Consider the following 25,374-nt stretch of genomic DNA (forward strand, 5'->3'; position numbering starts at 1 on the left):
ATTCTCTTCTGTATATAAAATTTATGAGATAGGGACATTATGAAAGTATAAGTGGAGTGCTTATAATAAGGTGGTGCCGGAGGCCGGACTCGAACCGGCACTCTGTTGCCAGAACCGGATTTTGAATCCGGCGCGTCTACCAATTTCACCACTCCGGCAAGAGTAGTTCTTATATATTACAGATCTTCAGGCCAATTATCAATCATTGTACCCAAAAACAAACCAAGTTCTGATAATTTATCTTTGATTTCTGTCAATGATTTCTTACCAAAATTTGGTGCCTTAAGAAGCTCATTTTCTGTCTTTTGTACAAGTTCACCAATCAATCTAATATTAACAGCTTTTAGACAGTTTGAAGATCTCGCTGTAAGGTTTAACTCTTCAACATGCTTCAATAAAAGAGGATTTATATCTTTAGTAGGATCTTCTACAAAAATCCCTTTATTTATTTCTTCAACATCAACGATATTTCTTAGTTGATTTTGTATTTTTGTAGCAGCTATTCTTAGAGCTTCTTCACAACTGACATTACCATTTGTCTTGATATTAAGTTCAAGCCTATCTAGATCTGTACGTCTACCTACACGGGCATCTTTGATCTCATAATCACAGAACGACACTGGAGAAAAAGTAGCATCTAAAAGAAATTCACCATCTTTGAAATTCTCTTGGGCTTGTCTATAGCCAATCCCTTTTTCTACTTTAGCTTCGATTTTAAGCTTCTTACCGCCATTATAGCTACAGATAAATACTTCTTCTGTAATTACTAAACCTTCAGATAGTTTAGCCTCTTCTGAAAATACTTCTTCTTCTGAGCCTGATAAGTCAAAAGTGATCACTCCTGTATCAACTCCTTCTGCTAAAGTCACAGGAAGTGCTTTAACATTTAAGATGATATCAGCAACAGTCTCATCACATGGAATCACATCATCTAGAGAAACAACTTTACCATCATTAATTTTCACACTAGTAACACATGCACCATGTACAGAATAAAGCATAGTCTGCTTTAGCGCGTAACCAAGAGTATAGCCAACACCTCTCTCTAGAGCTTCAAAAGAAAACTTAGTAGCATTTTTCGCATATTCATCAATTTTAATATTAGTAGGATGTAGTAAATTTTCCAATGCCATAGCAGTATAAAACCTAGTTATAATTTTATTAGATATAATTTAATTCCAAAGATTATAACATACAAATACAAAATTTTAATAGCTTAATTATAACTTCTTGATTTTACTTATACTGTCTAGCTTAGTTTTTATTTTAGATTCAAAACCGGCTACTGTTGGATTATAAAAGGTTTGTGTAATATTTTTAGGTAGATATTGCTGTACTACATAAGCATTAGCATAGTTATGTGGATATAAATAATTACTATCTTTATAGTTTTTAAGATGCTGAGGAACTTCAATATTGCCCAAACTTTTAACTATCTGCTGGGCATCTGCTAGCGCCTTATAGCAAGCATTACTCTTGGGCGCTACTGCTAAATATATAGCCGCCTGCGACAAAACCAACCTTCCCTCTGGCATACCCAACTTTTCATAAGCATTCCAAGCATCTATGGCAACTCTCAAAGCCTGAGGATCAGCATTACCGATATCTTCTGAAGCTATACACAACATTCTTCTTGCAATAACTAGAGGATCAGCGCCATTATCTAACATTACACTCAACCAAAATATAGCCGCATCAGGATCAGTACCTCTGACAGACTTATGAAAAGCCGATAGCTGCTCATAGAACTCCTTACCTTCACGGTGAAAATCTCTCGAAGCCTCTCCAACAGCTTGATCAAAAAGATCCTTATCAAGATTAATCTTATTAGCTCTATCACTAATTAAAAACATCCTCTCAAGCAAGTTTAAAATTTTACGACAATCCCCTTCACTATAATTGTGTATAGCATTGTATAAATCATCATCTATTTCAAAAGAATATTTTGCTAATAATTCATCCTTGGTTATAGCTCTTTGAATAACCTTATGAGTCTCTGAAATATTCAGTCTTTTCAATCGCAAAATAAATACTCGTGAAACTAGAGCATTATTTAAGTAATATGTAGGATTTTCAGTAGTTGCTCCAATTAAAATAATTTTGCCTGACTCAACATAAGGTAGAAGTAAATCTTGTTGTGATTTATTAAATCTATGGATTTCATCTAAAAATAGTACAAAACTACCTAAATGTTGATTATCTGCTATTATTTTTTTAACATCCTTAACGCCAGAATCAACTGCAGATAGCTCAAAAAACTCTAATTGCTTAGAACTAGCTATTATTTTGGCCAAGGTAGTTTTACCAACACCTGGTTTTCCACATAGTATCAGCGAGCAAATCCCATCACCTGCCAAAATTTTTGTTAATGATCCATTTTTTGATAGTATATGCTCTTGACCTATCACTTCCTCAATACTCTGAGGTCTTAATCGAGCTGCCAATGGAATATACTTCATCTAAACAAATCCTTTTTTGATTTTTAACTAACGCTCTTAATTATTCTAATCTATAACAATCTTGTACTTACGTTTAACAAGCTCATATAGCATGCCTTCACGCACTGCGCCATTAGACAACTTCATTTCAGAAATTCCAAGACAATCAAAAATAGCATACAAAATTGCCACACCCCCAGCCAAAACGCTTTCTCTATCCTCTCTCAAACCCTCAAAGCGAATATGCTCAACCTCTCGCTTATCCATCATCATTGTAATCAGGTTATTCAAAAATTCTTTGGTAACAATACAGTTTCCAGTGATCTCTTGACAAATTCCGACCACTGCAATAATAGTTCCTGAAGAACCTAAGACATTGCTCCAGCTAATTCTCTTATATTTACTTAAAATAGGAGAGAGTATTTCTTTTGCCATAGCAGTAGCTGCATAGAAATTAGCAAAATCAAGCTTCTCGTTACTAAAGTGATCTTTTTGCATACCCACGCAACCCATATCTAAGCTACGAGCAATTAGTATTTTGTCACCTCTTCCAATCACAAGTTCAGTAGAGCCTCCTCCGATATCTATAACTAAGGTTTTTTGCTTAGCATCATGATTATCTCTAGCACCAACATACACCAAACGCGCCTCTTCAGGACCAGAAATGATCTTAATTTTAGTTCCTAGAGCTTTATCTAACTTCTTTTTAAAACCTTTTATATTATTTTTAGCTTTTCTAAGAGTATATGTGCCTACAGCTTTTACATGCTCAACTTTATATTTTTGAATTTCTTGAGCAAAAAACTCCAAGCACTCAATAGCTCTCTCTTGAGCATCTTTACTAATGGTTAGATTGTTATTAAGACCCGCTCTTAGCTGTACTTTTTGCTTTTGTTTTGATAATGTAACAACCTCACCATCAGGCTTGATTTCACTTATCAGCATATGAAAACTATTTGAACCTAAATCTACTGTTGCGACTATCTTTGACATACAAAACAAAAGCTTATTTTTATAACTATCCCCATTATAAAAAAATATCTGTAAAATAGCTAAAAAAATTTGTCTAAGAAGTTTTTTTGTTTATAATAACTAGCAATTAATTTAACTTCCTATAAAATTATCAAAATACAGCAGAAGCTTCTGCTTAATCAGTTTTAGAATCAAAAAACTTAAAGGAAAATCAAAGCATGTCAAAATGTATCGATATATTAGATAGCCAGTTCGAAAGCGAAGTATTAAATAGTGATACTCCAGTATTATTAGATTTTTGGGCTCCATGGTGTGGCCCTTGCAAAATGCTTTCTCCAATACTAGAGCAAGTTGCTGAACATTACGGCGATAAAGTTAAAGTATGCAAAATAAATATCGATGACAACGAAGAAACGGCAATGAAATTTGGTGTGCGTGGTGTACCTACTCTTATGGTTTTCAAAGATGGCGAAAACAAAGAAACTAAAGTTGGTGTAGTACAAAAGACTCAATTAATCTCAATCGTAGACAAATATCTATAATTAGTTAGATCAATATTATTTTTTATAAATAGAGAATCAAATGAACTTAAATGAATTAAAGTATAAATCTGTTAATGAGCTAATGGACATAGCTCAAAGTCTAGATCTTGAATCACTTCGCGCAAGAAAACAAGAACTTATTTTCTCAATTCTTAAATACCATGCAGACAAAGGCGAAGACATATATGGTGAAGGTATTTTAGAAGTTCTACAAGATGGCTATGGCTTCCTAAGATCTTCTGATAGTTCATATTTTGCATCTCCTGATGATATCTACGTTTCACCTGCTTTTATCAGAAAGCTAAATCTAAGAACTGGTGATAGTATAGTTGGTAAAATTCGCCCACCTCGTGATAATGAAAAATACTTTGCAGTAAAGCATATTGACAGTGTTAACTTTGATTCACCTGAATTAGCTAGAAAAAAAATCCTATTTGAAAACCTAACTCCAGAATACGCTAAAGAAAGACTAACTATGGAAATAGGTAACGGCTCAAGCGAAGATATAACTGCGAGAGTTATTGATTTAGCTGCACCATTTGGTAAAGGTCAGCGCGGTTTGATCGTAGCTCCTCCAAAAACTGGTAAGACAATCATGATGCAAAATATTGCAACATCAATTGCCAAAAATCATCCTGAATGTAACTTAATTATGCTACTAATCGATGAGCGTCCTGAAGAAGTTACAGAAATGCAACGCTCAGTGCGTGGTGAGGTAGTAGCATCAACATTTGATGAGCCTGCAGCACGCCATGTTCAGTTAGCTGAAATTGTAATTGAAAAAGCAAAAAGATTAGTAGAGCACAAACAAGATGTAGTAATTCTACTTGACTCAATCACAAGACTTGCTCGTGCTTATAACACTGTATCTCCAGCATCAGGTCGTGTACTATCAGGTGGTGTAGAGGCAAATGCTCTGCAAAAGCCTAAGAGATTCTTTGGTGCTGCACGTAATACTGCTGAGGGAGGTAGTTTAACAATCATTGCAACAGCTCTTGTAGAAACAGGCTCTAAGATGGATGAGGTTATTTTTGAGGAATTCAAAGGTACTGGTAATATGGAACTTCACCTTGATCGTAAAATTGCTGAGCGTCGTGTATTCCCTGCTATTAGCTTTGATAGATCTGGTACACGTAGAGAAGAGCTTCTCACGACTCCAGAAGAACTACAAAAACTTTGGGTACTGCGTAAGATTCTTGGTGGTATGGAAGATGTTCAAGCTATGGAATTCCTAACAGAAAAAATGAAAGGCTCACTAACTAATGAAGAGTTCTTTGAGACTATGAAAAGAGGAGCTATTTAAACCTAGGTCATTTTTTTATCTATCAACCTATTTTTATCTTTTTATCGTTCTTAGAAATCAAATTTCATGAGATTAAATTCAAATAGAAATTTAGTATTATTAAGTTAGTATTAGTGAATATTATTAATCAAATCAACACAACACTGATTAAGTTTCTTAGCTGATTCTTCAGTAGTAGTTTCTGTATAACACCTTAACTCTGGTGCATTACCTGACGGTCTAAGATGGACAATATCTTGATTAGTCAAAGTTACTCTAACACCATCTGTAGTATCGATATTTTGAATGCTATTTTTACCATCAAAATGCTCTGATATAACTTTATCTAAAAGATCGGATTCGCCTGCTAATATTGATTTCAGTATTTCTTGGCTTTTCTCAGTGGCAAAATCATCAATCTTACTACTCGCTGTATATCGAGATGGTAAGTCAAATAAAAGTTCTGAAATTGTTTTATTAGCATTAATAGATAGCATCATCACAGCAAGCATCGGTATCACAGCATCTCTTGTAGCTAATGCTTTTAGGACTTTGTCATCTCTTGATATATCACTAGCTAATAGAAATCCTCCATTTGCTTCATATCCAACTACAGCACTTTGATTATTAGCAAGTAGCTCATTCATAGCAGCAATTACATACGGCGAACCAATTTTAGTTCTGATCACATTACTAAAATAACCTATCTTTTCTGCTACAGTATTACTACTAACAGGAGTAGCAATAATGTCAGCTTGGAGATATTTAGCTGTCAACACACCTAGAATATCGCCTTTTAGCCAATTACCATACTCATCACTAACTAGAGGTCTATCAGCATCACCATCTGTTGATACGATACTATCAATCTCATACTCGCTAGCCCACTGTTTTGCAAGCTTCACATCTTCTTGTCGAATTGCTTCGGTATCTACAGATACAAATCTTTCTGAGAAGCCTAGCAAGATAACCTTAGCGCCTAACTTTTCAAGAATTTCTTTGACTATCTTACGCCCTACAGATGAATGCTCATACAATCCAATAGTCTTACCTGACAAGCAATTTTGTGGAAAGAAATCTAAATATCTATCCACATACTGTACATGTGCTTGATTACAGATTCTTGGTAGTTCTATTTTTTGCAAAAACATCCCATTTTCATCAAAAGTATTATCATCAACCGTAATCGCTTGGCTGACAATTATTTCCTCATCTTCTTTGAGAACTTCTCCGTAAGGAGTATTAAACTTGATACCATTTCTATCTTCTGGAATATGACTACCTGTAACCATAACTGATGGTATTTGATTAGAAATACCATATAGCATCACAGCTGGAGATGGAATCTCTCCACAATACACAGGTTCATAGCCACCATCTAGAACGGCCTTAATCACAGCCTTAGTTATTCTAGGGCTACTATCACGCAGATCATGAGCTATGGCAATCTTTGTACCTTTAGTTATTGAGTACTTCTGCTCCAAAAACTGAATAAAAGCTTTAGTATATAGCCAACAAATTTTATCAGTCATTGCTACAACTAAACCTCTAACCCCACTAGTACCGAACTTCACACCACTAGAGTTAATAACATCTTTTATAACTACTTTTTCCACACGAATCTCCCGAAATAGTCTTATATACTTATAAATTTAGTTTTTCTTAAAATAGTTTAATAGTCGACCTTTTAGTATTTCTAGTATTTTAGTGACATACTTAGTCGAAATACATAAATAATTTGCCTTGATACCATTTAACTCAAGAGCTTTCATCGTTTCTTGGTTAATAATCTTTTTACTTTGTAAACTACTAGTACTAACACCACCTACCAACATATTAATTATACATTTATTTAAATATGTATACGAAAGTCTATTCACCAGCAAGAATCTCACAAAGATCTCATAATCTGCAGCAATCTTGAAATCTAAGCGGTAGACTCCATATTTTTGATAAATAGCTTTTTTGACAAAAAGTGTTGGATGTGGTGGCATAATTCCAAACTCCAATCTCTTTGGAGTAAAACGCTTAGCTGAGTAATAACGCAAAATCTTATCATTGTCATTAACAAATTTCAAATCTGCAAAAAGCATATCTTTATCATTTTGCCTAAACGCACTCACAACACTCTCTATAACATCACTATTACTATAGCAGTCATCACTATTTAAGATACCAATGATATCCCCAGTTGCTAAAGCAATACCTTTATTCATAGCATCATAGATACCATCATCTGATTCGCTTACTACTTTTGACAACTTAGAGCGATACTTTGCCAATATGTCCAAAGTGCCATCATAACTACCACCATCAATTATTATATATTCAATATCCTGATAGCTTTGTGAAATTACTGACTGAATTGTCTTTTCAATAGTCTCTGCAGAGTTGTAACAAACTGTAATTATCGATACTTTCAAACTATCAACCTTCTAAAATATTTTTATAAATCTCTAACTGCTTAACTATTATATAGTCATTTTGATATTGCTTTGCAGTATTTTTTGCATTTTGACTCATCAACTCATAATTACTATAATCATAAGAGTTTCGTATAGCTCTTTGTAAATCTTCTTTTGCGGTTATAAAGCCATTTTCTCGATTTTTAATAAAATCTCTACGCGTACCAATATCAAAAGCAATAACAGGAACACCAAAACTCATAGCTTCTATTATTGTTAAACCAAATGTTTCATACCAAACAGATGGTTGAATTAGATATTTTGATTGTGAAATCAAAGATAGCGTCTTTTCCCTAGTACATTTTCCTTTAAAAATAATGTTTTTAGATGTGTATTTTTTAATTATCTCATCACTATCGGGACTATCGCCAACCACTGTCAACACAAACTTATCATCTAAAGATCTCCATGTATCAAGAAGCTCAAATATGCCCTTAGATTCTTCAAGCCTACCCACATAAATATAGTTTTGTTTAGTTTTTTGAATATGTTGATCAACAGCCAAAGAGATACTATTTGGTTTGAGGATAATTTTATGGCTTGGAATACCTAGCTCTTTGATCTTTTGCCTTTGAAAATCCGTCAACACAAAATAATAATCAATATTCTTAAACATTCTGAAGAGTCTGTAAAAACTAAATGCTGACTGAGCAACCAAGCTTTGTAATCGTGATTTCCTGTAGCACTTATTTTTGATACCAAAAATAGGCAACTTACTTTTGGTACATAATTCACATATACCAAAGCCATCTCTATACAGAATTCCAGATATACACCATAGCCTATAATTGTGAAGTGTATGCACTACTTTAGCACCAGCTTTTTTAGCTGCTTTAAAAACACTTGGCGTTAGTAATGGAAAAAAATTATGTACATGAACTATATCAATATTATTATCTCTAACTATTTTTGTAATATTTTGATAATGTTTGCGTGAAAACCATATCCCAAATAATAAGCTAAACTTGCTAATATCGTCATTATAAACCTGATACGCCAAAACATTATTTTCACCATGTAATTCTCGCAAGGACTTTAACTCATTATCATAAACTATATCTTCACCACCAATATTATTTGACTGATAGCGGTTATGGATAATCAGAATTTTCATAAATAAGCCTCAACTTGCTCAATATCCTTTGCATTTAGAGAAAATTTCTCCACACCAGCAATAAGCTCATGATATTTATCTGAACTAATTGCTTGTATCAATGAAATTAGTTCATCAATATTTTGTGGATCTATCCAATAACCATTTACATTATTTCTGACAATATCTCTAGCACCACAGTTTTGACTGATAATCACAGGCAAACCAAAATAAAATGCCTCTTCAACTACCAATCCCCATGGTTCAACCAAGCTAGGTAGCACAAAAACATCATGATTAAGAAATTCATTTTTAAGTTTCTTATTCTCAATAGCTGATTTAAACACAATATTATCATTAGCGATTTTTTGTAAATACTCTCTCTGCTCACCCTCTCCAATTATGGTTAGACTATAATCTTTTAGGCTATTAAACACCTGAACTAATATTTTTAAATTTTTAATGGCTGATAATCTTCCAATATAAAGAAACTTTTTTTGATATTCTCTTACTTCTTTATTAAAGCTTGGTTTGTTGATAATACCAACACCTTTGGTAATTTTTATATCCCCACGATATCCAAGTTTTAGTAATAATTCTCGATGCAGACTACCTGATGCGAAAACTGTAGATATTCGCGATATAAATATTTTTTTTATTAATGCTTGTATTCCTGTTGTCTTACTTTCATTGATAGTTGACTCAAGGGCTAGACAATTTTTGTTTTTACAATTAGCAAATACAACATACCAAAACTCACGCAAATCCCAACCACTTACCAATATTCTTTTATATTGAGTACTTTTTAAGATACTTCTTAATCTTTTGATATTCGCTGAAGAATTTCGCTGTTGTAAGTTACCTGAGAATAAAACTTGATACTTAAAAGATACATTATCTAAAGCAACAAAATCATCAGCTCTTTTTTCATTTGTATTCGAGGCTAAGAAAATAACAAAGATACTTAGCTTCTTAGCTAACTGATTATACAAGTTAACCTTATAAAAAGCTGGAATGTGAGTGACTATAACATAATCATACATGATGTTTATCTTGCCTTTAATTAAATCCATCTAACTATATGATATAACAATACTAGCTTTTAGTAACCCCTAAAGTAGCTGCGTAGCTTAACCAACAGTGAAATAATATAGCTCTTAATTACAGGTAGATATGAAAGATTATAAGATTTATTTATTTGAAACTTTTCTTTGAGAATCTTGTTTAAGTTTTGTGATGATATACCATCAAGATCATACTTAGAAATAGTCATATCTAAATATTTAGATTTTTTACCAAGCTTAAAATACTGCATTGTAAAATCTTGGTCTGCACATATTCTGTATTTAAGATTGTATTTTATCGCTTTGTTTAACCTATAAAAAGTCGACTGATGACACAGCATCATTCCTTGTGCCATATCCCTCAAATTTAGTTCAAGTTTATATTTTAGAATTTTATGACCAATATCAGTATTTCCATAAATGACTGCTTCATCTTTTGAAAATTCGTGCTCAAATACCTTTTGCAAAACATCATTAGAATAAAAGCTATCTCCCGCATTCATAAAGTTTAACCACTGTCCTTTAGATAATGCTATACCTTTATTCATAGCATCATAGATACCCTGATCTGGTTCACTAATATACTTAGAAATTTTATCTTGATATTTTTTGATGACCTCAAGCGTACCATCAGAAGAGCCTCCATCAACTATAATATACTCAATATTTGAATATGTCTGATTTAATACACTTAAAATAGTCTCTTCTAGAAGCTCTTTGGCATTATATACAACGGTTATAACGGTAACTAAAGGATATTTTACATTTTGAATTTGAGAGTTTGACAAGGATAGCTCCAAAGATATTTTAGTGACTTTTCTTACCTAGTTTTTCGCTGAGCTTGTAGCCTATATGTCTAAATATTCTAACATATTCGTTATGCCTTCTAATCATATTATCTGAAGTGTATTTGACATAAAACTTATATATAAAAATATGCCATAAATCAAAAATACTCTTTCTTGGCTTGCCACCAACGATATCATAAAACTCGTTCATATAACCACTTAGATCATGGCTTTTGTTAGTCTCATGATGTCTAAATCCCGAAACATTGCTATTACATATATGTAAATTTGCATGTTTTGCAAACTCATGCCACATAAAAAAGTCGCCTGCTAGTTTATACTCAGCAAACTTTTTCATATCCATCTTATCTTGTAATGCTTTTGTCCAGAAAGTTGACTCTTGTTGTATCGATGGCAAACTAGTACCATGAATACCTTTTAGGATTCTTTTTCTTGATGGTACTAAAGGCAGCATAGAATTTTCGATAATACCATCCTTGTTATACCAAGTGTTTTTAGCATTGATCCATTGTGCTTTTTCGCCATGTTTTCTCATCTCAGCAGCTATCGCTTTAAAAGCATTTGGTAGATAAAAATCATCTGAATTTATATATGCAATTATATCACCAGTTACTATAGACAACCCTTTTGATAAAGCATCATACATGCCATCATCTTTCTCACATATAAACTTGATATCTAGACTATTACAAAATATATCAAGCTCACCTTTGTTGTGTTTATCTACATACTTTTGAATAATATCACAAGTACTATCTTTTGATTTACCATCTACTAGGATATATTCAATATCAAAATCACCCCTTTGAGTAATTACGCTCAAGATAGTCTCTTCAATATATTTCTCAGAATTATATGATACTGTTACTATAGAAAATTTCATTTTTTCCCTTCTAAAACCAATAATGTTAAATTATTTTTATTTGAAAATCTTTGCTTTTATATTTTTGATTACAGGATATATCTTAACAACTTTCATTAGTTTTACAATAAAAGATCTAAGACTATTATCATTTACTTGCTTTTCTAAAAAATCTATATATTCACTACAATTTTTTATTGTCTCATTATCTTGTTTTTTGAATTTTGCAAAACTTTCTACTACAACTTTTAAGTCTCTTTCCGAAAGTTCATTCAAAACTTCTGATACAAAACAAGATGTACAAGTATCTAGATTTTCACTAAAAGTATTAGCAAATGAATAAAGAAACTTATCCTTATACTCATCACCAAAAATATAACTAAAATCGACACATCCATGTAGAAACATAATAAGTTGTGCTTGCTCATTTGCACCACTCCATATACCACCATCATTCATTCTATAAACCGACATGATTTTATCTATATATTTTATGGATCCAAATTTTGAGAACACTAACAACATATAGACATCATTACGCTTAACAGATGAATATTTAGCAAGATATTCATCAATTTGATCTCTATATTTAGAATCATACCTAAAGACCAAAGATGTAGTATGTAAATATGCTGAATCTATAAAATCTTCAAATATATAACTATCTTTTTTATTATTAGAATCTACAAATAATCTATCCGTTAACTCTCCATTAATTAGAAATCTAGTATTATGACCACAACCTATAAATTCTATATTCTGCTCTAGAAAATCAACTTGTTGTTGTAACTTAGTAACATCTATCCAATAATCATCACCTTCACATAAAGCTATATATTTACCCTTAACCTCAGGTAAAATAAAATCTCTGATAGGTAGCGCACCTTTTGAATACTGGTTTTTTTCTTGATAAATTAATCTAATAATATTTGGATATTGTTTAACATAACGTCTTAAAATTTCTGTAGTTCTATCAGTTGAGCAATCATCACTTATTATTATCTCAAATGGAAAACTGGTTTCCTGCAATAAAAAACTTTTTAAAGCTTCTTCGATATATTTTTCTTGATTATATGCTGTGCAACATATACTTACCAATGGGTAGTTTTTTTGCCATTGCGCTACTATTTGTTTTTCATTTTTTATTTTTGACATTATTAATTTAACAAACTGATAACCTACAAACTATTATAGTCACAAACAAATTCATAATAAATGACTCTTTGATGCATTATTCTTTGAACTTATTTTAATCTATTATTTTTTTACCGAGCTTATCTTTTAGATAACTTTCGCCAAACTCAATATTAAGATTATTTCTCTCAATAAAATTGTATAGCTTACCAAGGTCCAAAATATATTTATCTTTTCTCTGTAAAATTGTAATATTAGCCTTCTTATTCATAAGGCTTTCAAATATTTCTACAATTTCTAAAACTTTATATCTATAAGGGTTTGCAATATCGATAGTAGAACATAATTCACCACTTATTAAATATAAATCTACAAATTTCTTAACATCATCAACTTCAATAACATATCTATATGCATCTGAATAAACATTAAATTTTTGGTTATTTTTAATAGAATGATAGATGTAGTTTATTATAGTATTATGCGACTTTAAACTACCAAAAAGTTGAGGAAGTCTAAAGATAAAGTATTTATTTGAAAGCTTTTTTATCAAATCCTCCATCCGCATCTTATGTTCATAGTATGCACTCTTAGGATAATCATTAGCAGATAATGCACAACTGCTAAAATAAACCATCTTTTTGTTTAAATTATTTTTCAAGACTCTTTCTAAAAGATTTCTCTCTCTATCAAATTCACATTGATCTGTACAATTAGAGTTCGAAACCCCACTAGCAAAAATAACTACGTTATCATTAAATTGATAACTTTGAAAAGCATGTGCTAACTGGCCACCTCCAACTACCACGATGTACCTTCCTTATAAACAGTCACGTATTTATAACCATTTTTCTCGACTATATTTGGCATTATCCTCTCTAATGCATGCATATAACTACCATCACGAGGTAAAGGTTCTTCTTGTAGAATTATATCTTTACTAAGAGAAAAAATATCTCTAATAGCATTTACTCTTGCCCAAAACATATTACCTAAAGGGAATAAGGGTGTTTCACAAATTTTTCCCAATCCAATAACTTGACTCAACTCATCAACATAAAATTTGTTTTCACCAATATCTATATAAGTTCTATCCTCAGGAAAAACTAGGCCTATTTTTTCATCATTGAATAAATTAAGTATAGAGTTGGATATTTGTTCATTATCACCTATTAAATTATTTAGTAAATAAGCTCTCCATTTATCTCCTAAATTATCATGGGCATTAACCGTTTTTTTACTATGGAAATGACCCACAATATCATATCCTCTATTAAGCAACTGATTTTTTAAACCAAATATCATTGGTGCAATATCTCTACCAATATTATCTACTGCTACAATCTCAACATTAGCAGCTCCACAACCACTAAACTTCTCTTTAATAAACTCTGACTTATTACTGTCTATAACAGTAATATATAAGTCATATCCTTTTGGAAGCAACTTAAAATACTTACTAAACTCATCAGCAAGATCTATATAAAATAAATGGAGATGTATTGCAAATTTAAGAGATATATTTTTTTCACTATTTATAGGTAATCTATAACATTCATGAGTCGTATAAATCCCTCTATTAAGTGCATCATACAAAGGAACGCCGGTTTCACCATCACCATTTTCTAAAATCCACTTAAGATTAGAAAAGCCTGGACAAGGATTTGATGTCAATCTATGTAAACCTTTTCTATGTACTAATGTATAAAAATAAGTTGAAGCAGATTTTAGTGCAGATAATCCTATAAATTTATTATCAAAAAATTCAGACTCTTTCAACTTATTTGATATTTTTAGATTTTCTGTACTATATTCACAACATTCATCTATTTTTTCTAGTAAAAATTTAATATATTTATCAAAGTCTAGGTACTCTTTCACTAGTTCAGCATTTATATTTGTTTTATTTGTATTTTTTGTTAAATAATTTGCGATCTCATGACCCAATTGGTATGTATCTAGATAATCTACAATTATAGACTCAGCATTATATTTCTCTAAAAACTCAACCGTACCTGAGGCATCCTTAAAACAAGCGATTGGCAAATTAGCTTCTAATGCATCAATAGCAATATTTGGAAATGGATCCATTCTTGATGTCAAACAATATATATCTGCTATTGAAAAAATTGTATCTAGACTTTGTTGATGTTCGAGAAAAATAAAGTCATTAACTAAATCAAATATTTTTATTTCTCGTTGCAGCCAATATGAATATGCATAATCAGATTCTCTTAGACCATCACCAACCCAAACAAATTTACACTTACCCTTATAGTTTTGCTTAGTATATCTAGCTATGGAGATAAATAAATCTACACCTTTTCTAATATCTATAGATCCCGCTCCTACAATGATTTTATATTCATCTTTATTACGAATATCTATTTTTTGTAAAATTTGGCTTACACTATCTGAATCACCATACGTTTTTGGTATAAAAGGAAGTTTACCTTGCGGATAAATCGAGATATTCTTAGGAAAATTTGATATTATCTCAACATCTTTCAAATAATCTGTTAGAGAGTCTTGAACAATTTTTGCTGGTAAAATAACTCTATCTGCAGCTATGATATTATCGCGCATTATGCCAGATGGAACCCTGTATCCAGTGAATTCATGTATTAATGATAATGCTGGAATTCGTAAATCTCTTGCTACACTTAAAACTGAGTGAGTAACTACAGAATTGCATATGACTACTTTTAAATGATATTTAGTGTTCAAATAGTCAAATATTCGTGGTACTATCAAATTGTTATTAATATTAGTAGCATCAACAAGTAAAAAACAATCATCTAAAAATGAATCATGAATTGTTGATTTTTCCATCACATAATTAATTAAATTATATTTACCACTCAGATTTTTACCTATATTTAATCCAAGTAGTGGGGCTCCCGTTGCAGAAGATTGATGAGATACTAATACTATAGTTTCTTTACTATCTATATAACTCTTCCCTCCCTTGAAAAGACTATTTTTGATAATTTCTTGTTCACTACGAGGCTTTATCTTACGATAGACTTTACTAATTATTTCTCTTCGCATACTACCTATTGGAAATAACACGGATAGGATTACTTTAATCTTTTTCATCTTTTTCATCTTTTTGCTGCTTATTTTTGATTTTAAATGCTTTTCTATAAATATTTAGAAAAACTCTAACAGGCATCATAATTTTCCAATTCCATGAGTGATAAATTCTATTCAATTCATTTTCTAAATTTTTATTAGACATAGTTAAGTTTTTATTTTTATTAAATAGATAATTAACAAGCCAATCTTTATGAGCTTCTGCAAAATTAATTTTACTTTCAGCTTTCCATATCTTATAAAAAAATAAACTATCATTTTCTGACAAATCATAATCGGTAAAATATTCAAAAGTTACATTATCTGATTTTAGTGCATTATCTAATCTAACACCTATATTTTCAAAACTATGATTTTTAATAAATTCTTCTTTTAACTCATTAGATGTATTTAATTTATATATTTTACTTTGTTTATAGTCTTGATAAAAACTTTGAATTTCTTTCAATAACTCGTCATCTGAACTAAACCACACTTGCTGAATAGGACTAACACCTATAATCGGAACATATAAGCCTGTTACACAAAGACCTTTCATCCAAGCATTAGGTAAAGCCGTACCTCCAAAATATGGCCAACTATCTAAACATAGATGAGCTTTGGATATTATTTTTTGATACTCCGGAAAAGATACACTTTCTAATAATTTAATATTTTCATATTTGTATAATGACTTCCAATAACTCTTACTTTTATCAACTCCTAATATAATTAGCTCAAAATCTATATTAGTGCTGATTAATTTCTCTATAAAATTAGGAAAATTATAATCTTTAAAAGGTTTATACTTATAATCCGCACCACTACTAATAATAGTAAATTTTGTTTGCTTATTAAAGCCTATTCTATCCTCTGCTAAATGTCTAAAATCTATTGGAATGCCTAAAAAAAAGCTTTTGAGACCTTTATTTTTTCTATAATTTTTATTAATACTATAACCATTTAATCCGACTTCAGCTATAAGATCAACATATTCAAGTCCAAATGAAAAAACGTGATCTGCATGATTTACAAAGACTATTTTAATATTATTTATAAGTTTTTTCTTTAGAATACCAACAGCTACAGACGAGATTATATCATCAGGGTTGATATGTAAATATATAATTTTATAGCTCTGTGCGATTGATATTATATCTTCTATATTTGCATCTTTTGAAGGAAATTTATAAATATTACAAGAGTCCCAGACAGATAGTTTTTCTTTATAAGAAAACTCAACGCGTGATATAAGCACATCACCCGCACATCTAATTCTAAGTATATTCTCTAAAAGTCTAGTATGTCCACCGTATGGATAACATTCTGTTATTATATGTAATTCATCTTTGACTTGTTTATCTATAGATATTATTTTTGAATATTTATCATATAAGTCATTTACAAACAATTTTTCCCAGTAATCATCCTCAAAAAGTTTTATATTATTCATCCAGCAAAGATTTCCATAAATCCTAGCTAAAAATAACCTTTGATCTTCTATATCTACTATAGTGACTTGTCGTTTAATATTATCAAGTAATTCTATAAGTTTTTGTTCTATGTCACTCATAGATTAGAACCTATTTAAAACTTCAACTACTGTTAATATATCTTCTTTGGATAAATGGCGCCCTATAGGCAGACTCAAAACTTGACTATGAATCTGCTCTGATATTGGATAATTGTCATTACTCCATTCTTTATAAGCTTCTTGATGATGTGGAGCTGTTGGATAATGAATAACTGTTTGAATGTTATTATCTAGTAGATATTTTTGTAATTTATCTCTATTTGCTGTTCTAACTACAAACACATGCCAAACATGATTATCTAATTTCCTAAGCTTTGGTAAAATAATATTTTCATTTTTAATATTAGAGAGATAATATTCTGCAATTTCTCTACGACAATTTATTTCTTCATTTAAATATTTAAGTTTAATACTAAGCATAGCAGCTTGTATTTCATCTAGACGGCTATTAATACCTTTATAAAGATTTTTATATTTCTCATGACTTCCATAATTTGCTAAAGCTACAATAGTATCTGCTAAAATTTTATCATTTGTTGTTACCGCTCCAGAATCTCCTAATGCACCTAAATTTTTACCAGGATAAAAACTAAACCCACTAACATCACCAAGATTACCCGATCTCTTATCAGCAAAATATGCACCATGTGATTGAGCAGAGTCTTCTATCACTTTGAGATTATGTTTCTTTGCTATAGTATTTATCTTGTCCATCTGACAAGTTTGACCATATAGATGTACTGGCATTATAGCTACTGTCTTAGCTGTAATAGCTAATTCAATTTTATCTGTATCTAATAGGTAATCACTTAAATTAGGCTCTACTAACACAGGCACCAGATCATTAGCAGATATAGCCAAAATGCTTGCAATATAGGTATTTGCTGGTACTATAATTTCATCGCCAGACTTGAAGATACCTAATTCTTTGTACGCTCTGATAATAAGAATCAAGGCATCTAAACCATTAGCAACTCCTATAGCATACTCAGTACCACAATATTTAGCAAATTCTTGCTCAAATTTTTCACATTCACTACCACGAATATACCAACCACTATCAATAACTCTAGCACAAGCATCTTTTAATTCCTGCTGATATAGCTTATTTATTTGTTGTAAATCAAGAAATTTGATCATCTTTCAAACCCTTATCTCATAAAAATCATGCACAACTGCTCTTGCACCAAAACCTTCTTTTTGAGCAATAAGCCCTTCATTTAAATATTTCCCGTCATCTTCGTTTGATATTCCAAAATCAAAATATTTTTTATTTTGATATCTATTAGAAATAAGATAGTCTAATACAAAATCTAATGCACCTACTTTTCTACCTTGTTCAGAACTAGCAAGATATTGAGTATGCACTATATCTAAATTTTCAAATATAACTGTCCCTGCTAAAATCTTTTCATCGTCTTTTACTACAAATAATTTTATATTATTTGGAAATAATTGTGCTAATCTTTTAATCTCATCCTCATTATGCACAGGCGTTGCATTATGCTGATGTCTCAATGCATCCCTAAGAATGCTCCAGTAAGAATTATAGTCAGATGATTCTTCAATGATAAGTCCATTTTTAAAAGCTTTTTTTATAGCTCTCTTTCTTTGCTCTTGGTACTTAATCTTATTATCCAATAAGATTGTAGTTGTTACGTCTCTCCTAATAAGACTAGCCTCATTAACATAAAGAGCATAACGATCTTCTTCCGCTGGCAAACTGCTGTATATATATGGAATACATTTGTATATAATTTTTTTAATGTTTTGTTTTAAAAGATATCCTTTTAAAACATTAAAAAGTTCTAACATACTTTTTGTTTTTAAGTTTGTATCTATTAAAAAACCTCCAAATGTTAAGCCTTGATGAGAATACAAAACATCACCCCCAATATTTGCTGGAAGTAGTCCTAATATTTTTCCTTTTTCATCATAAAACATTAAAGAAAAATCTTTAAATCTATCAGAATGATAGTCCATATAATCCCTGTAAAACATAAAATGGCTATTTTTTGCATTAGCTACAAATTGATCCCAATCCTGCTTTTTATCTGCGGTATATCTAATTAATTTCATCTATTTCTCAACCATCTCAGCATATCCAAATCCAGTTTCACCATTATTGTTACCATTATAAAACATATATAATTTGTTTTTCACTTTAAGCACAGATGGGTAGCAGATCATCTCTGAATCCCAACCTTTATCACTTACATCAAAAGGTATTTGATTAGTTCTAATCCATTTCAAACCATCAAATGAATACGCATAACTTATTCTATAAAGCTTATCAACATATCTAGTAGAATAATACATATGGTACACACCATCATCTTTAAAAACCCATGGGCGCGCAACTCCAAACTCATTTAAACTTTGTTCTGGTTTCAAACAATATTCATCATGCATGTTCCAGCTTACGCCATCTGTTGATTCAGCATACCCTATATGATAGTCCATAAATTTCTTGTTATTTACATCTATCCATTTTGTAGCATACCAGTGCCACATCTTGTACATTCCTCCATCAAAAATAACACAAGGGGCTCCTTGAGATATACAACGTAGTCCTACTCTTGGTAATATAGGTGATTCTGAAACTCTAGAAAAGCTTCTCAAATCCGAAGATTCTAGCAAACCTGCAAAAAGCATATAAGGAGTTTTGACAGTTCTTTGAAAACCTACTGTATACATGTAATATCTGTCATTTTTTCGTATTATTGATGACGGTACGACCCCACAATCATCAAAAGTTCCATCTCTGCCTAAATCAACCACATAATCATCATGTTCATATACTACATTTAGTGGATTATCTGCATCAATATCTATAAATGTTATTCTACCAAAATTCATATCATCAGTTGTACCAAAAAATACCCTTATAACATTATCTTTTTCAATGAAATATGGTGTCGGCAATATATCATATTTTTTATTCCAAGATGCATTAGATTTTGGGTGATGAATCAAACCTTTTTTTTCCCATTTCATAATAGTTTCTATTCCTTAATTCTAAATAATCTATGACTATCAACTTTAGATAATTCTGTTTGTTTTTCTTGATAAAATGCTTTTTCAGGAGTATCTTTCTGTATCAGGGTTCTAGCACCGATAAAGCTATCTTTTGCAATTTTAATATTATTTTCAATAGTGCAGTTAACCCCAAGAAAACTATTTTCATCAATTTCACAAAAACCAGAAATTACACAATGAGAAGATATAAAACAATTATTTTTTATAGTAGTATTATGTCCAATATGATTACCACTCCAAATAGTTACATTATCACCCACTTTGACAAATGGTTGTAATGTATTATTCTCAAATATAAAACAATTTTCGCCCACTTCAACATTTTTCCAAACAAAAGCCTTTGAACTAACATAACTAGCACATTTATAGCCTTTAGCTTTTACTTCATTAAACACTGCCGTTCTATTTCTATTCAACTTACCAGAGCTTATTGCCACATATACTTCATAGTTACTAGTAGAGTATTTTTCTTCTAAAATTTCTAGTGGAACAATTGGTAAGCTATACAAACTAGTAGCTTGTAGATATTTTTCGCTCACGCTAAACGCTACTACCTCATACTCAGAATCATAATGAAAATATTCATAAGCAATTAAAGCAGTTTCACCACTTCCCACAATTATAAGTTTTTTAGTTTTTTTCACTAGAAACCTCTTTTAAAAAAGTCTTATAATCTCTGATATAATCATTCTCATTATAGAACTCGTTAGCTAAAACAACAAGAACACAATCTGCTGAAAAATCAAACATTTCTCTCCACACTAGACCGGATATTAGTAAACCCTCATCTGGAGACTTTAGACTTATTACTTCTTTTTCACTTCCATTATCAACCAATATTTTACAACTTCCGGATACACATATTAATACCTGTTGTAAATTCCTATGAGCATGAAACCCTCTACGCACATCAGATTTTGTATCAAAAATGTAATACATTCTTTTGATATCAAAAGGAATAATTTTATTTTGCTCTAGTGAAATCAAAGAGCCTCTTTCATCACCTATAGCATTGAATTTAAGCATTTTAATTGACATAATCAACTCTCAATTTTATTTAAGAAGTATTCACCTTTTGTATAAAAATTCGATGAAAAACCCTTATTATGAGCCTCAAATACGACCTTAATAGGTTCATAAGCCATTATTACATCTAAAGACTGATGAGTTATATTAGGTATACTAGGAAACTCACACCCAACATTTAAAACATAGTTACCCGCCTTTAATGGAACATTTACTTTAATTGTTGTAATAATAACTTCTCCCTCACTAACACTCGGAAAAGTTACAAAATCTTGTGAGTTTATACAACTTATTTGCTGGATCCCATCTAAACTTGCCAAAGATGCCCCTATCACAAAGGTACTAAGGCTAGTATTAAATTTAATAGCAACTTGTATGTAATAATCCTTTGTGGCAATCAACTCATTTGTAGGCTTAAAATCTTCATCTAAAATCACAGCATTTAGAATCGTAGCTCTACCATCTCCAAATCTTTGAGATAAACTCATATCTAGATTCTTTGGTTTAAGGGATACAACCACAGGAATATCTTCTCTAGACAATTCATCATAAGTTTTACTATCTTCAATCTTAGTATCAATCTCTTTTAGATCATCATTCATCTGCATACTTTGCATTTCGACATATTTGCCAACTACCCTAGCTGAATCTCCATAATCTACTAGTTGTCCATTTTGGAGAAAAACAGCCTTATTACACAAAGTCTTGACAGAGTGAGCATCATGACTAACAAATAAAACGGTAACTCCTCTTTCCATCAGACCAATCATACGAGCCATACATTTTGCTTGAAAAACCATATCTCCAACTGCCAAAGCCTCATCTACAATCAATATATCTGGCTCAACATTTATCGCTACAGCAAAAGCAAGACGTGCAAACATACCACTAGAGTATCCTTTAACGGGTTGATTTATAAACTCTCCTATATCAGCAAATCTTAGTATAGCATCAACTCTTGTATGCATTGCTTCTTTGTCATATCCCATCAGAAGACCTTGGAGGTATATATTCTCTAACCCTGTATACTCTGGATTAAAACCTGCTCCTAGTTCAAGTAATGCTGATACTCTACCATTTACAGTCACAGATCCAGAACTTGGAGTAAGAACTCCTGTTATTATTTTAAGCAGAGTTGATTTGCCGCTACCATTTTTACCAACAATACCCACAGCATCACCCTTATTGATTTCAAAACCAACCTCATTTAAGGCATAAAAATCTTTATGATACTTCTTACCAAAGATATTGAGCGACTCCTTTAACCTATCTACAGGCTTATCATATAGCTTATATATCTTCGTTAAATTCTCTACCTTGATCGCTACTTCTTTATTCATCACAAAACATCCGCAAAATGTGGTCTTAATCTCTTAAATACTACCGAGCCTATCAATAAAAATACCATCACAATCACCAAGTTATAAATACTAAGCAACGGCTTCTCCCAAAATCCAACATGATATATAAAACTATCCCTATATCCTTGTATTATGTAATACACCGGATTTAGCTTAATCAAATACTGATATTTCTCTGGCACCATACCTATATTCCAAAAAATCGGTGTCAACCAAAATCCTAACTGAATTATCACGCCTATTAGCTGACCTAAGTCTCTCAAAAACACCACTACAGCACTTGTTATCCATGATATGCCCAAAACTAAAATCGCTGTAAAACCAAAATAATAAAATACCTGCAACCAATATATAGAAGGTGTATAACCATAAATAAAAAATAATAATACTATCACTCCAACAAAAAACAAATGTATGAGTGATGATGATGTAACCTGCACTATCGGCAGTAATGAAACTCTAAAAACTACTTTTTTGACCAAAAAGCTATTTGAAAGTATTGCATTTGTAGAGTTCTGTAGCGCCTCTGAAAAGAAAAACCACGGAATCATCCCTGTTATTAGCCACAAAATAAACGGCACACCATCAGATGCTGCTGCTCTGAAGCCTACTGTAAATACAAACCATAACACCGCTATCGTAACCAAAGGCTGGATAAAAGCCCATAGCATACCTAGATGATTACCCATATATCGCGATTTAAAATCATCCTTAGCTAAATTTAGCAGCAAACGACGACTAGCATATATATCTGCCAAAAAATTTATAAATAACATCAGTATACCTTACAAATAAAACTCAATAGTTTCTTTAAACATTTTCTCAAAGTCTTGAGATGGTTTCCAACCTAATTCATTTTGGATCTTACTATTATCTATAGCATATCTCCAATCATGACCTTTTCTATCTTCTACAAATGATATTAGTCTATTATGTGGAGCATGCTCAGGCTTATACTCATCCATTAGCTTACATATAGTATTTATAAGTGTCAGATTATCAACCTCATTAATACCACCTATATTATACACCTCACCAACAATACCTTTCTCAACTACTGTTTGTATAGCATCACAATGATCTACCACATACAGCCAATCACGGATATTTGAACCATCTCCGTATACCGGAATAGGCTTTTGGTTAATACAGCTATTAATCACAACTGGTATTAGCTTCTCAGGATGTTGATATGGTCCATAATTATTTGAGCAATTAGAAATTGTAACCGGTAATTTATAAGTATGATGATATGCCCTAGCAATATGATCAGATCCTGCTTTAGATGCAGAATATGGTGAGTTAGGCTCATATGCCTTTGTCTCTGTGAATGCCGGATCATCTTTTGATAATGTACCATACACCTCATCTGTAGATACATGATGAAACTTACAATTAGTTTCATCTAAACCCAACTCATCTAACCAATATCTTTTAGCACAATTTAAAAGTGTAAATGTACCTATTACATTTGTCTCCAAAAATACCTTAGGATTAGCAATTGAGTTATCCACATGAGATTCTGCTGCAAAATGCACTATAGTTTCAATATTATGATGCTTAAGAGTTTCGTATACTAATGCCTCATCACAAATATCACCTTTGATAAAAGTATGATTATGCTCATTTTCTAGATCTTTTAGATTATCTAAACTACCCGCATAAGTAAGCTTGTCATAAGATACTATTTTCACATCATTATATCTCGATAACATCATACGTACATAGTTGCTACCTATAAAACCTGCTGCTCCCGTTACTAATATGTTTTTTGCTTTGTACATTTCTATAAATCCTTTTGTAATCTTTTTATACAATCGCGTAATGAATCTTTCCAATATGGTATCTCTATACCAAACTCTGACTTTATCTTGCTCTTATTCAAAACACTATAATGTGGTCGTTTTGCTGGAGTTGGATATGCTACTGTCTCAATAGGATTAACCTGACACTCTATTTTTGCAATACTCATTATCTCTTTTGCAAAATCATACCAGCTTGTTACACCCTCGTTACTATAATTATAAATTTTGAATTTTGAATTTTGAATTTTTGGAAGTATATCTAGAATAGCTTTTGCTAAGTCTTTAGCATAAGTAGGAGTACCTACTTGATCATATATAACACCCAAAGTGTCTCTTTCTCTACCCAAGCGAAGCATTGTTTTAACAAAATTATTACCATAGTACGAACAAACCCAAGACGTCCTAATAATTATAGAGCCTTTAGGATTTATTCTCTGTATAGCCTCTTCACCTGCTAGCTTAGTAGAGCCATAGATACTTTGAGGATTTGTCTTATCACTCTCAATATATGGTCTAAAACTCTCACCATTAAAGACATAGTCAGTAGATATATGGATAAGCTTAATACTGTACTTTTTAGCAAGCTCTGCCATATTTGCAACAGCTAGATGGTTTATCTTATCAGCCATCTCAATATCTGACTCAGCCTTGTCAACAGCTGTATATGCAGCACAATTGATAATAGCCTCAATATCATGCTCGACTACAAATCTCTCAACGGCTTGATGATCTGTAATATCTAACGACTTACTATCTGCAAATATAAATGTGTAATTTTGAATTTCTAATTTTGGATTGGGCACCAACTCTTTTAATTCAGAGCCTAATTGACCATTACTACCTGTTACTAATACTTTCATACAAACCTATTTA

24 protein-coding genes and 1 tRNA gene are annotated in these 25,374 nt (G+C 31.4%); 2 read left to right on the plus strand and 23 right to left on the minus strand.

The features are described from left to right. Positions 1 to 71 precede the first annotated feature (71 nt). From ACKTR7_RS05955 to ACKTR7_RS05970, 4 genes are all read right to left on the minus strand, one after another. Positions 72 to 158 (minus strand) — tRNA-Leu (locus ACKTR7_RS05955). Between the two features lie 18 nt (positions 159 to 176). Beyond that, positions 177 to 1,133, minus strand: a complete 957-nt coding sequence (locus ACKTR7_RS05960) for a DNA-directed RNA polymerase subunit alpha (protein ID WP_407877455.1) — start codon at positions 1,131 to 1,133, stop codon at positions 177 to 179. A gap of 87 nt (positions 1,134 to 1,220) precedes the next feature. Next, positions 1,221 to 2,459, minus strand: a complete 1,239-nt coding sequence (locus ACKTR7_RS05965) for an AAA family ATPase (RefSeq protein ID WP_407877456.1) — start codon at positions 2,457 to 2,459, stop codon at positions 1,221 to 1,223. A 45-nt stretch (positions 2,460 to 2,504) separates the two neighbouring features. Next, a complete protein-coding gene (locus tag ACKTR7_RS05970; RefSeq protein ID WP_407877457.1) occupies positions 2,505 to 3,431 on the minus strand; it encodes a Ppx/GppA phosphatase family protein in 927 nt (308 codons plus the stop codon). 197 nt (positions 3,432 to 3,628) lie between these two features. Between ACKTR7_RS05970 and trxA the strand changes: the two genes are divergently transcribed. After that, positions 3,629 to 3,952 carry a thioredoxin gene (gene trxA, locus ACKTR7_RS05975; RefSeq protein WP_004287297.1) on the plus strand — a complete coding sequence of 108 codons (324 nt, stop codon included), beginning with the start codon at positions 3,629 to 3,631 and terminating at the stop codon, positions 3,950 to 3,952. Between the two features lie 40 nt (positions 3,953 to 3,992). Next, complete coding sequence (rho, locus tag ACKTR7_RS05980; protein ID WP_044526686.1) at positions 3,993 to 5,255, plus strand: transcription termination factor Rho; 1,263 nt, start codon at positions 3,993 to 3,995, stop codon at positions 5,253 to 5,255. Between the two features lie 110 nt (positions 5,256 to 5,365). Here rho and ACKTR7_RS05985 read toward each other — a convergent pair whose 3' ends face one another. The 19 genes from ACKTR7_RS05985 to rfbD form a co-directional block, all read right to left on the minus strand. After that, positions 5,366 to 6,850, minus strand: coding sequence for a phosphomannomutase (locus tag ACKTR7_RS05985; RefSeq protein WP_407877458.1), 1,485 nt, complete (start codon positions 6,848 to 6,850; stop codon positions 5,366 to 5,368). A gap of 36 nt (positions 6,851 to 6,886) precedes the next feature. Beyond that, entirely contained in the window at positions 6,887 to 7,657 is a 771-nt protein-coding gene (locus ACKTR7_RS05990) for a glycosyltransferase family 2 protein (RefSeq protein ID WP_407877459.1), read from the minus strand. A 4-nt stretch (positions 7,658 to 7,661) separates the two neighbouring features. Next, entirely contained in the window at positions 7,662 to 8,813 is a 1,152-nt protein-coding gene (locus ACKTR7_RS05995; protein ID WP_407877460.1) for a glycosyltransferase family 4 protein, read from the minus strand. After that, complete coding sequence (locus ACKTR7_RS06000) at positions 8,810 to 9,865, minus strand: glycosyltransferase (RefSeq protein WP_407877461.1); 1,056 nt, start codon at positions 9,863 to 9,865, stop codon at positions 8,810 to 8,812. Before ACKTR7_RS06000 ends, ACKTR7_RS05995 begins: the two co-directional genes overlap by 4 nt. 29 nt (positions 9,866 to 9,894) lie before the next feature. Then, the gene (locus tag ACKTR7_RS06005; protein ID WP_407877462.1) at positions 9,895 to 10,644 is read right to left on the minus strand and encodes a glycosyltransferase family 2 protein; all 750 of its coding nucleotides are present in this window, start codon (positions 10,642 to 10,644) and stop codon (positions 9,895 to 9,897) included. Positions 10,645 to 10,663: 19 nt separating this feature from the next. Continuing rightward, a complete protein-coding gene (locus tag ACKTR7_RS06010; RefSeq protein WP_407877463.1) occupies positions 10,664 to 11,548 on the minus strand; it encodes a glycosyltransferase in 885 nt (294 codons plus the stop codon). A gap of 36 nt (positions 11,549 to 11,584) precedes the next feature. Further along, the gene (locus tag ACKTR7_RS06015; protein WP_407877464.1) at positions 11,585 to 12,682 is read right to left on the minus strand and encodes a glycosyltransferase; all 1,098 of its coding nucleotides are present in this window, start codon (positions 12,680 to 12,682) and stop codon (positions 11,585 to 11,587) included. A gap of 94 nt (positions 12,683 to 12,776) precedes the next feature. Then, positions 12,777 to 13,469 carry an NAD(P)-dependent oxidoreductase gene (locus tag ACKTR7_RS06020; protein ID WP_407877465.1) on the minus strand — a complete coding sequence of 231 codons (693 nt, stop codon included), beginning with the start codon at positions 13,467 to 13,469 and terminating at the stop codon, positions 12,777 to 12,779. Beyond that, positions 13,463 to 15,769, minus strand: a complete 2,307-nt coding sequence (locus ACKTR7_RS06025; RefSeq protein WP_407877466.1) for a rhamnan synthesis F family protein — start codon at positions 15,767 to 15,769, stop codon at positions 13,463 to 13,465. Before ACKTR7_RS06025 ends, ACKTR7_RS06020 begins: the two co-directional genes overlap by 7 nt. After that, positions 15,747 to 17,309, minus strand: coding sequence for a hypothetical protein (locus tag ACKTR7_RS06030; RefSeq protein ID WP_407877467.1), 1,563 nt, complete (start codon positions 17,307 to 17,309; stop codon positions 15,747 to 15,749). Before ACKTR7_RS06030 ends, ACKTR7_RS06025 begins: the two co-directional genes overlap by 23 nt. A gap of 3 nt (positions 17,310 to 17,312) precedes the next feature. Further along, the gene (locus ACKTR7_RS06035; protein ID WP_407877468.1) at positions 17,313 to 18,410 is read right to left on the minus strand and encodes a DegT/DnrJ/EryC1/StrS family aminotransferase; all 1,098 of its coding nucleotides are present in this window, start codon (positions 18,408 to 18,410) and stop codon (positions 17,313 to 17,315) included. A gap of 3 nt (positions 18,411 to 18,413) precedes the next feature. Continuing rightward, the gene (locus ACKTR7_RS06040) at positions 18,414 to 19,349 is read right to left on the minus strand and encodes a GNAT family N-acetyltransferase (RefSeq protein ID WP_407877469.1); all 936 of its coding nucleotides are present in this window, start codon (positions 19,347 to 19,349) and stop codon (positions 18,414 to 18,416) included. Next, positions 19,350 to 20,267 (minus strand): glycoside hydrolase family 130 protein, encoded by a 918-nt coding sequence (locus tag ACKTR7_RS06045; protein ID WP_407877470.1) that lies wholly within the window; start codon positions 20,265 to 20,267, stop codon positions 19,350 to 19,352. Positions 20,268 to 20,275: 8 nt separating this feature from the next. Then, positions 20,276 to 20,953 (minus strand): acetyltransferase, encoded by a 678-nt coding sequence (locus ACKTR7_RS06050; protein ID WP_407877471.1) that lies wholly within the window; start codon positions 20,951 to 20,953, stop codon positions 20,276 to 20,278. After that, positions 20,940 to 21,347 carry a sugar 3,4-ketoisomerase gene (locus ACKTR7_RS06055; RefSeq protein ID WP_407877472.1) on the minus strand — a complete coding sequence of 136 codons (408 nt, stop codon included), beginning with the start codon at positions 21,345 to 21,347 and terminating at the stop codon, positions 20,940 to 20,942. The genes ACKTR7_RS06050 and ACKTR7_RS06055 overlap by 14 nt, the downstream gene beginning before the upstream one ends. Positions 21,348 to 21,349: 2 nt before the next feature. Next, on the minus strand, positions 21,350 to 22,675 hold the full coding sequence (locus ACKTR7_RS06060) for an ABC transporter ATP-binding protein (protein ID WP_407877473.1): 1,326 nt from the start codon (positions 22,673 to 22,675) through the stop codon (positions 21,350 to 21,352). After that, on the minus strand, positions 22,675 to 23,472 hold the full coding sequence (locus ACKTR7_RS06065; RefSeq protein ID WP_407877474.1) for an ABC transporter permease: 798 nt from the start codon (positions 23,470 to 23,472) through the stop codon (positions 22,675 to 22,677). Before ACKTR7_RS06065 ends, ACKTR7_RS06060 begins: the two co-directional genes overlap by 1 nt. 9 nt (positions 23,473 to 23,481) lie before the next feature. Beyond that, positions 23,482 to 24,480, minus strand: coding sequence for a dTDP-glucose 4,6-dehydratase (gene rfbB, locus ACKTR7_RS06070; protein ID WP_407877475.1), 999 nt, complete (start codon positions 24,478 to 24,480; stop codon positions 23,482 to 23,484). 2 nt (positions 24,481 to 24,482) lie between these two features. Continuing rightward, the gene (gene rfbD / locus ACKTR7_RS06075) at positions 24,483 to 25,361 is read right to left on the minus strand and encodes a dTDP-4-dehydrorhamnose reductase (RefSeq protein WP_407877476.1); all 879 of its coding nucleotides are present in this window, start codon (positions 25,359 to 25,361) and stop codon (positions 24,483 to 24,485) included. Between the last annotated feature and the right edge of the window lie 13 nt (positions 25,362 to 25,374).

The organism is Francisella sciaenopsi (assembly GCF_045862875.1).
Lineage (GTDB): Bacteria > Pseudomonadota > Gammaproteobacteria > Francisellales > Francisellaceae > Francisella > Francisella sciaenopsi.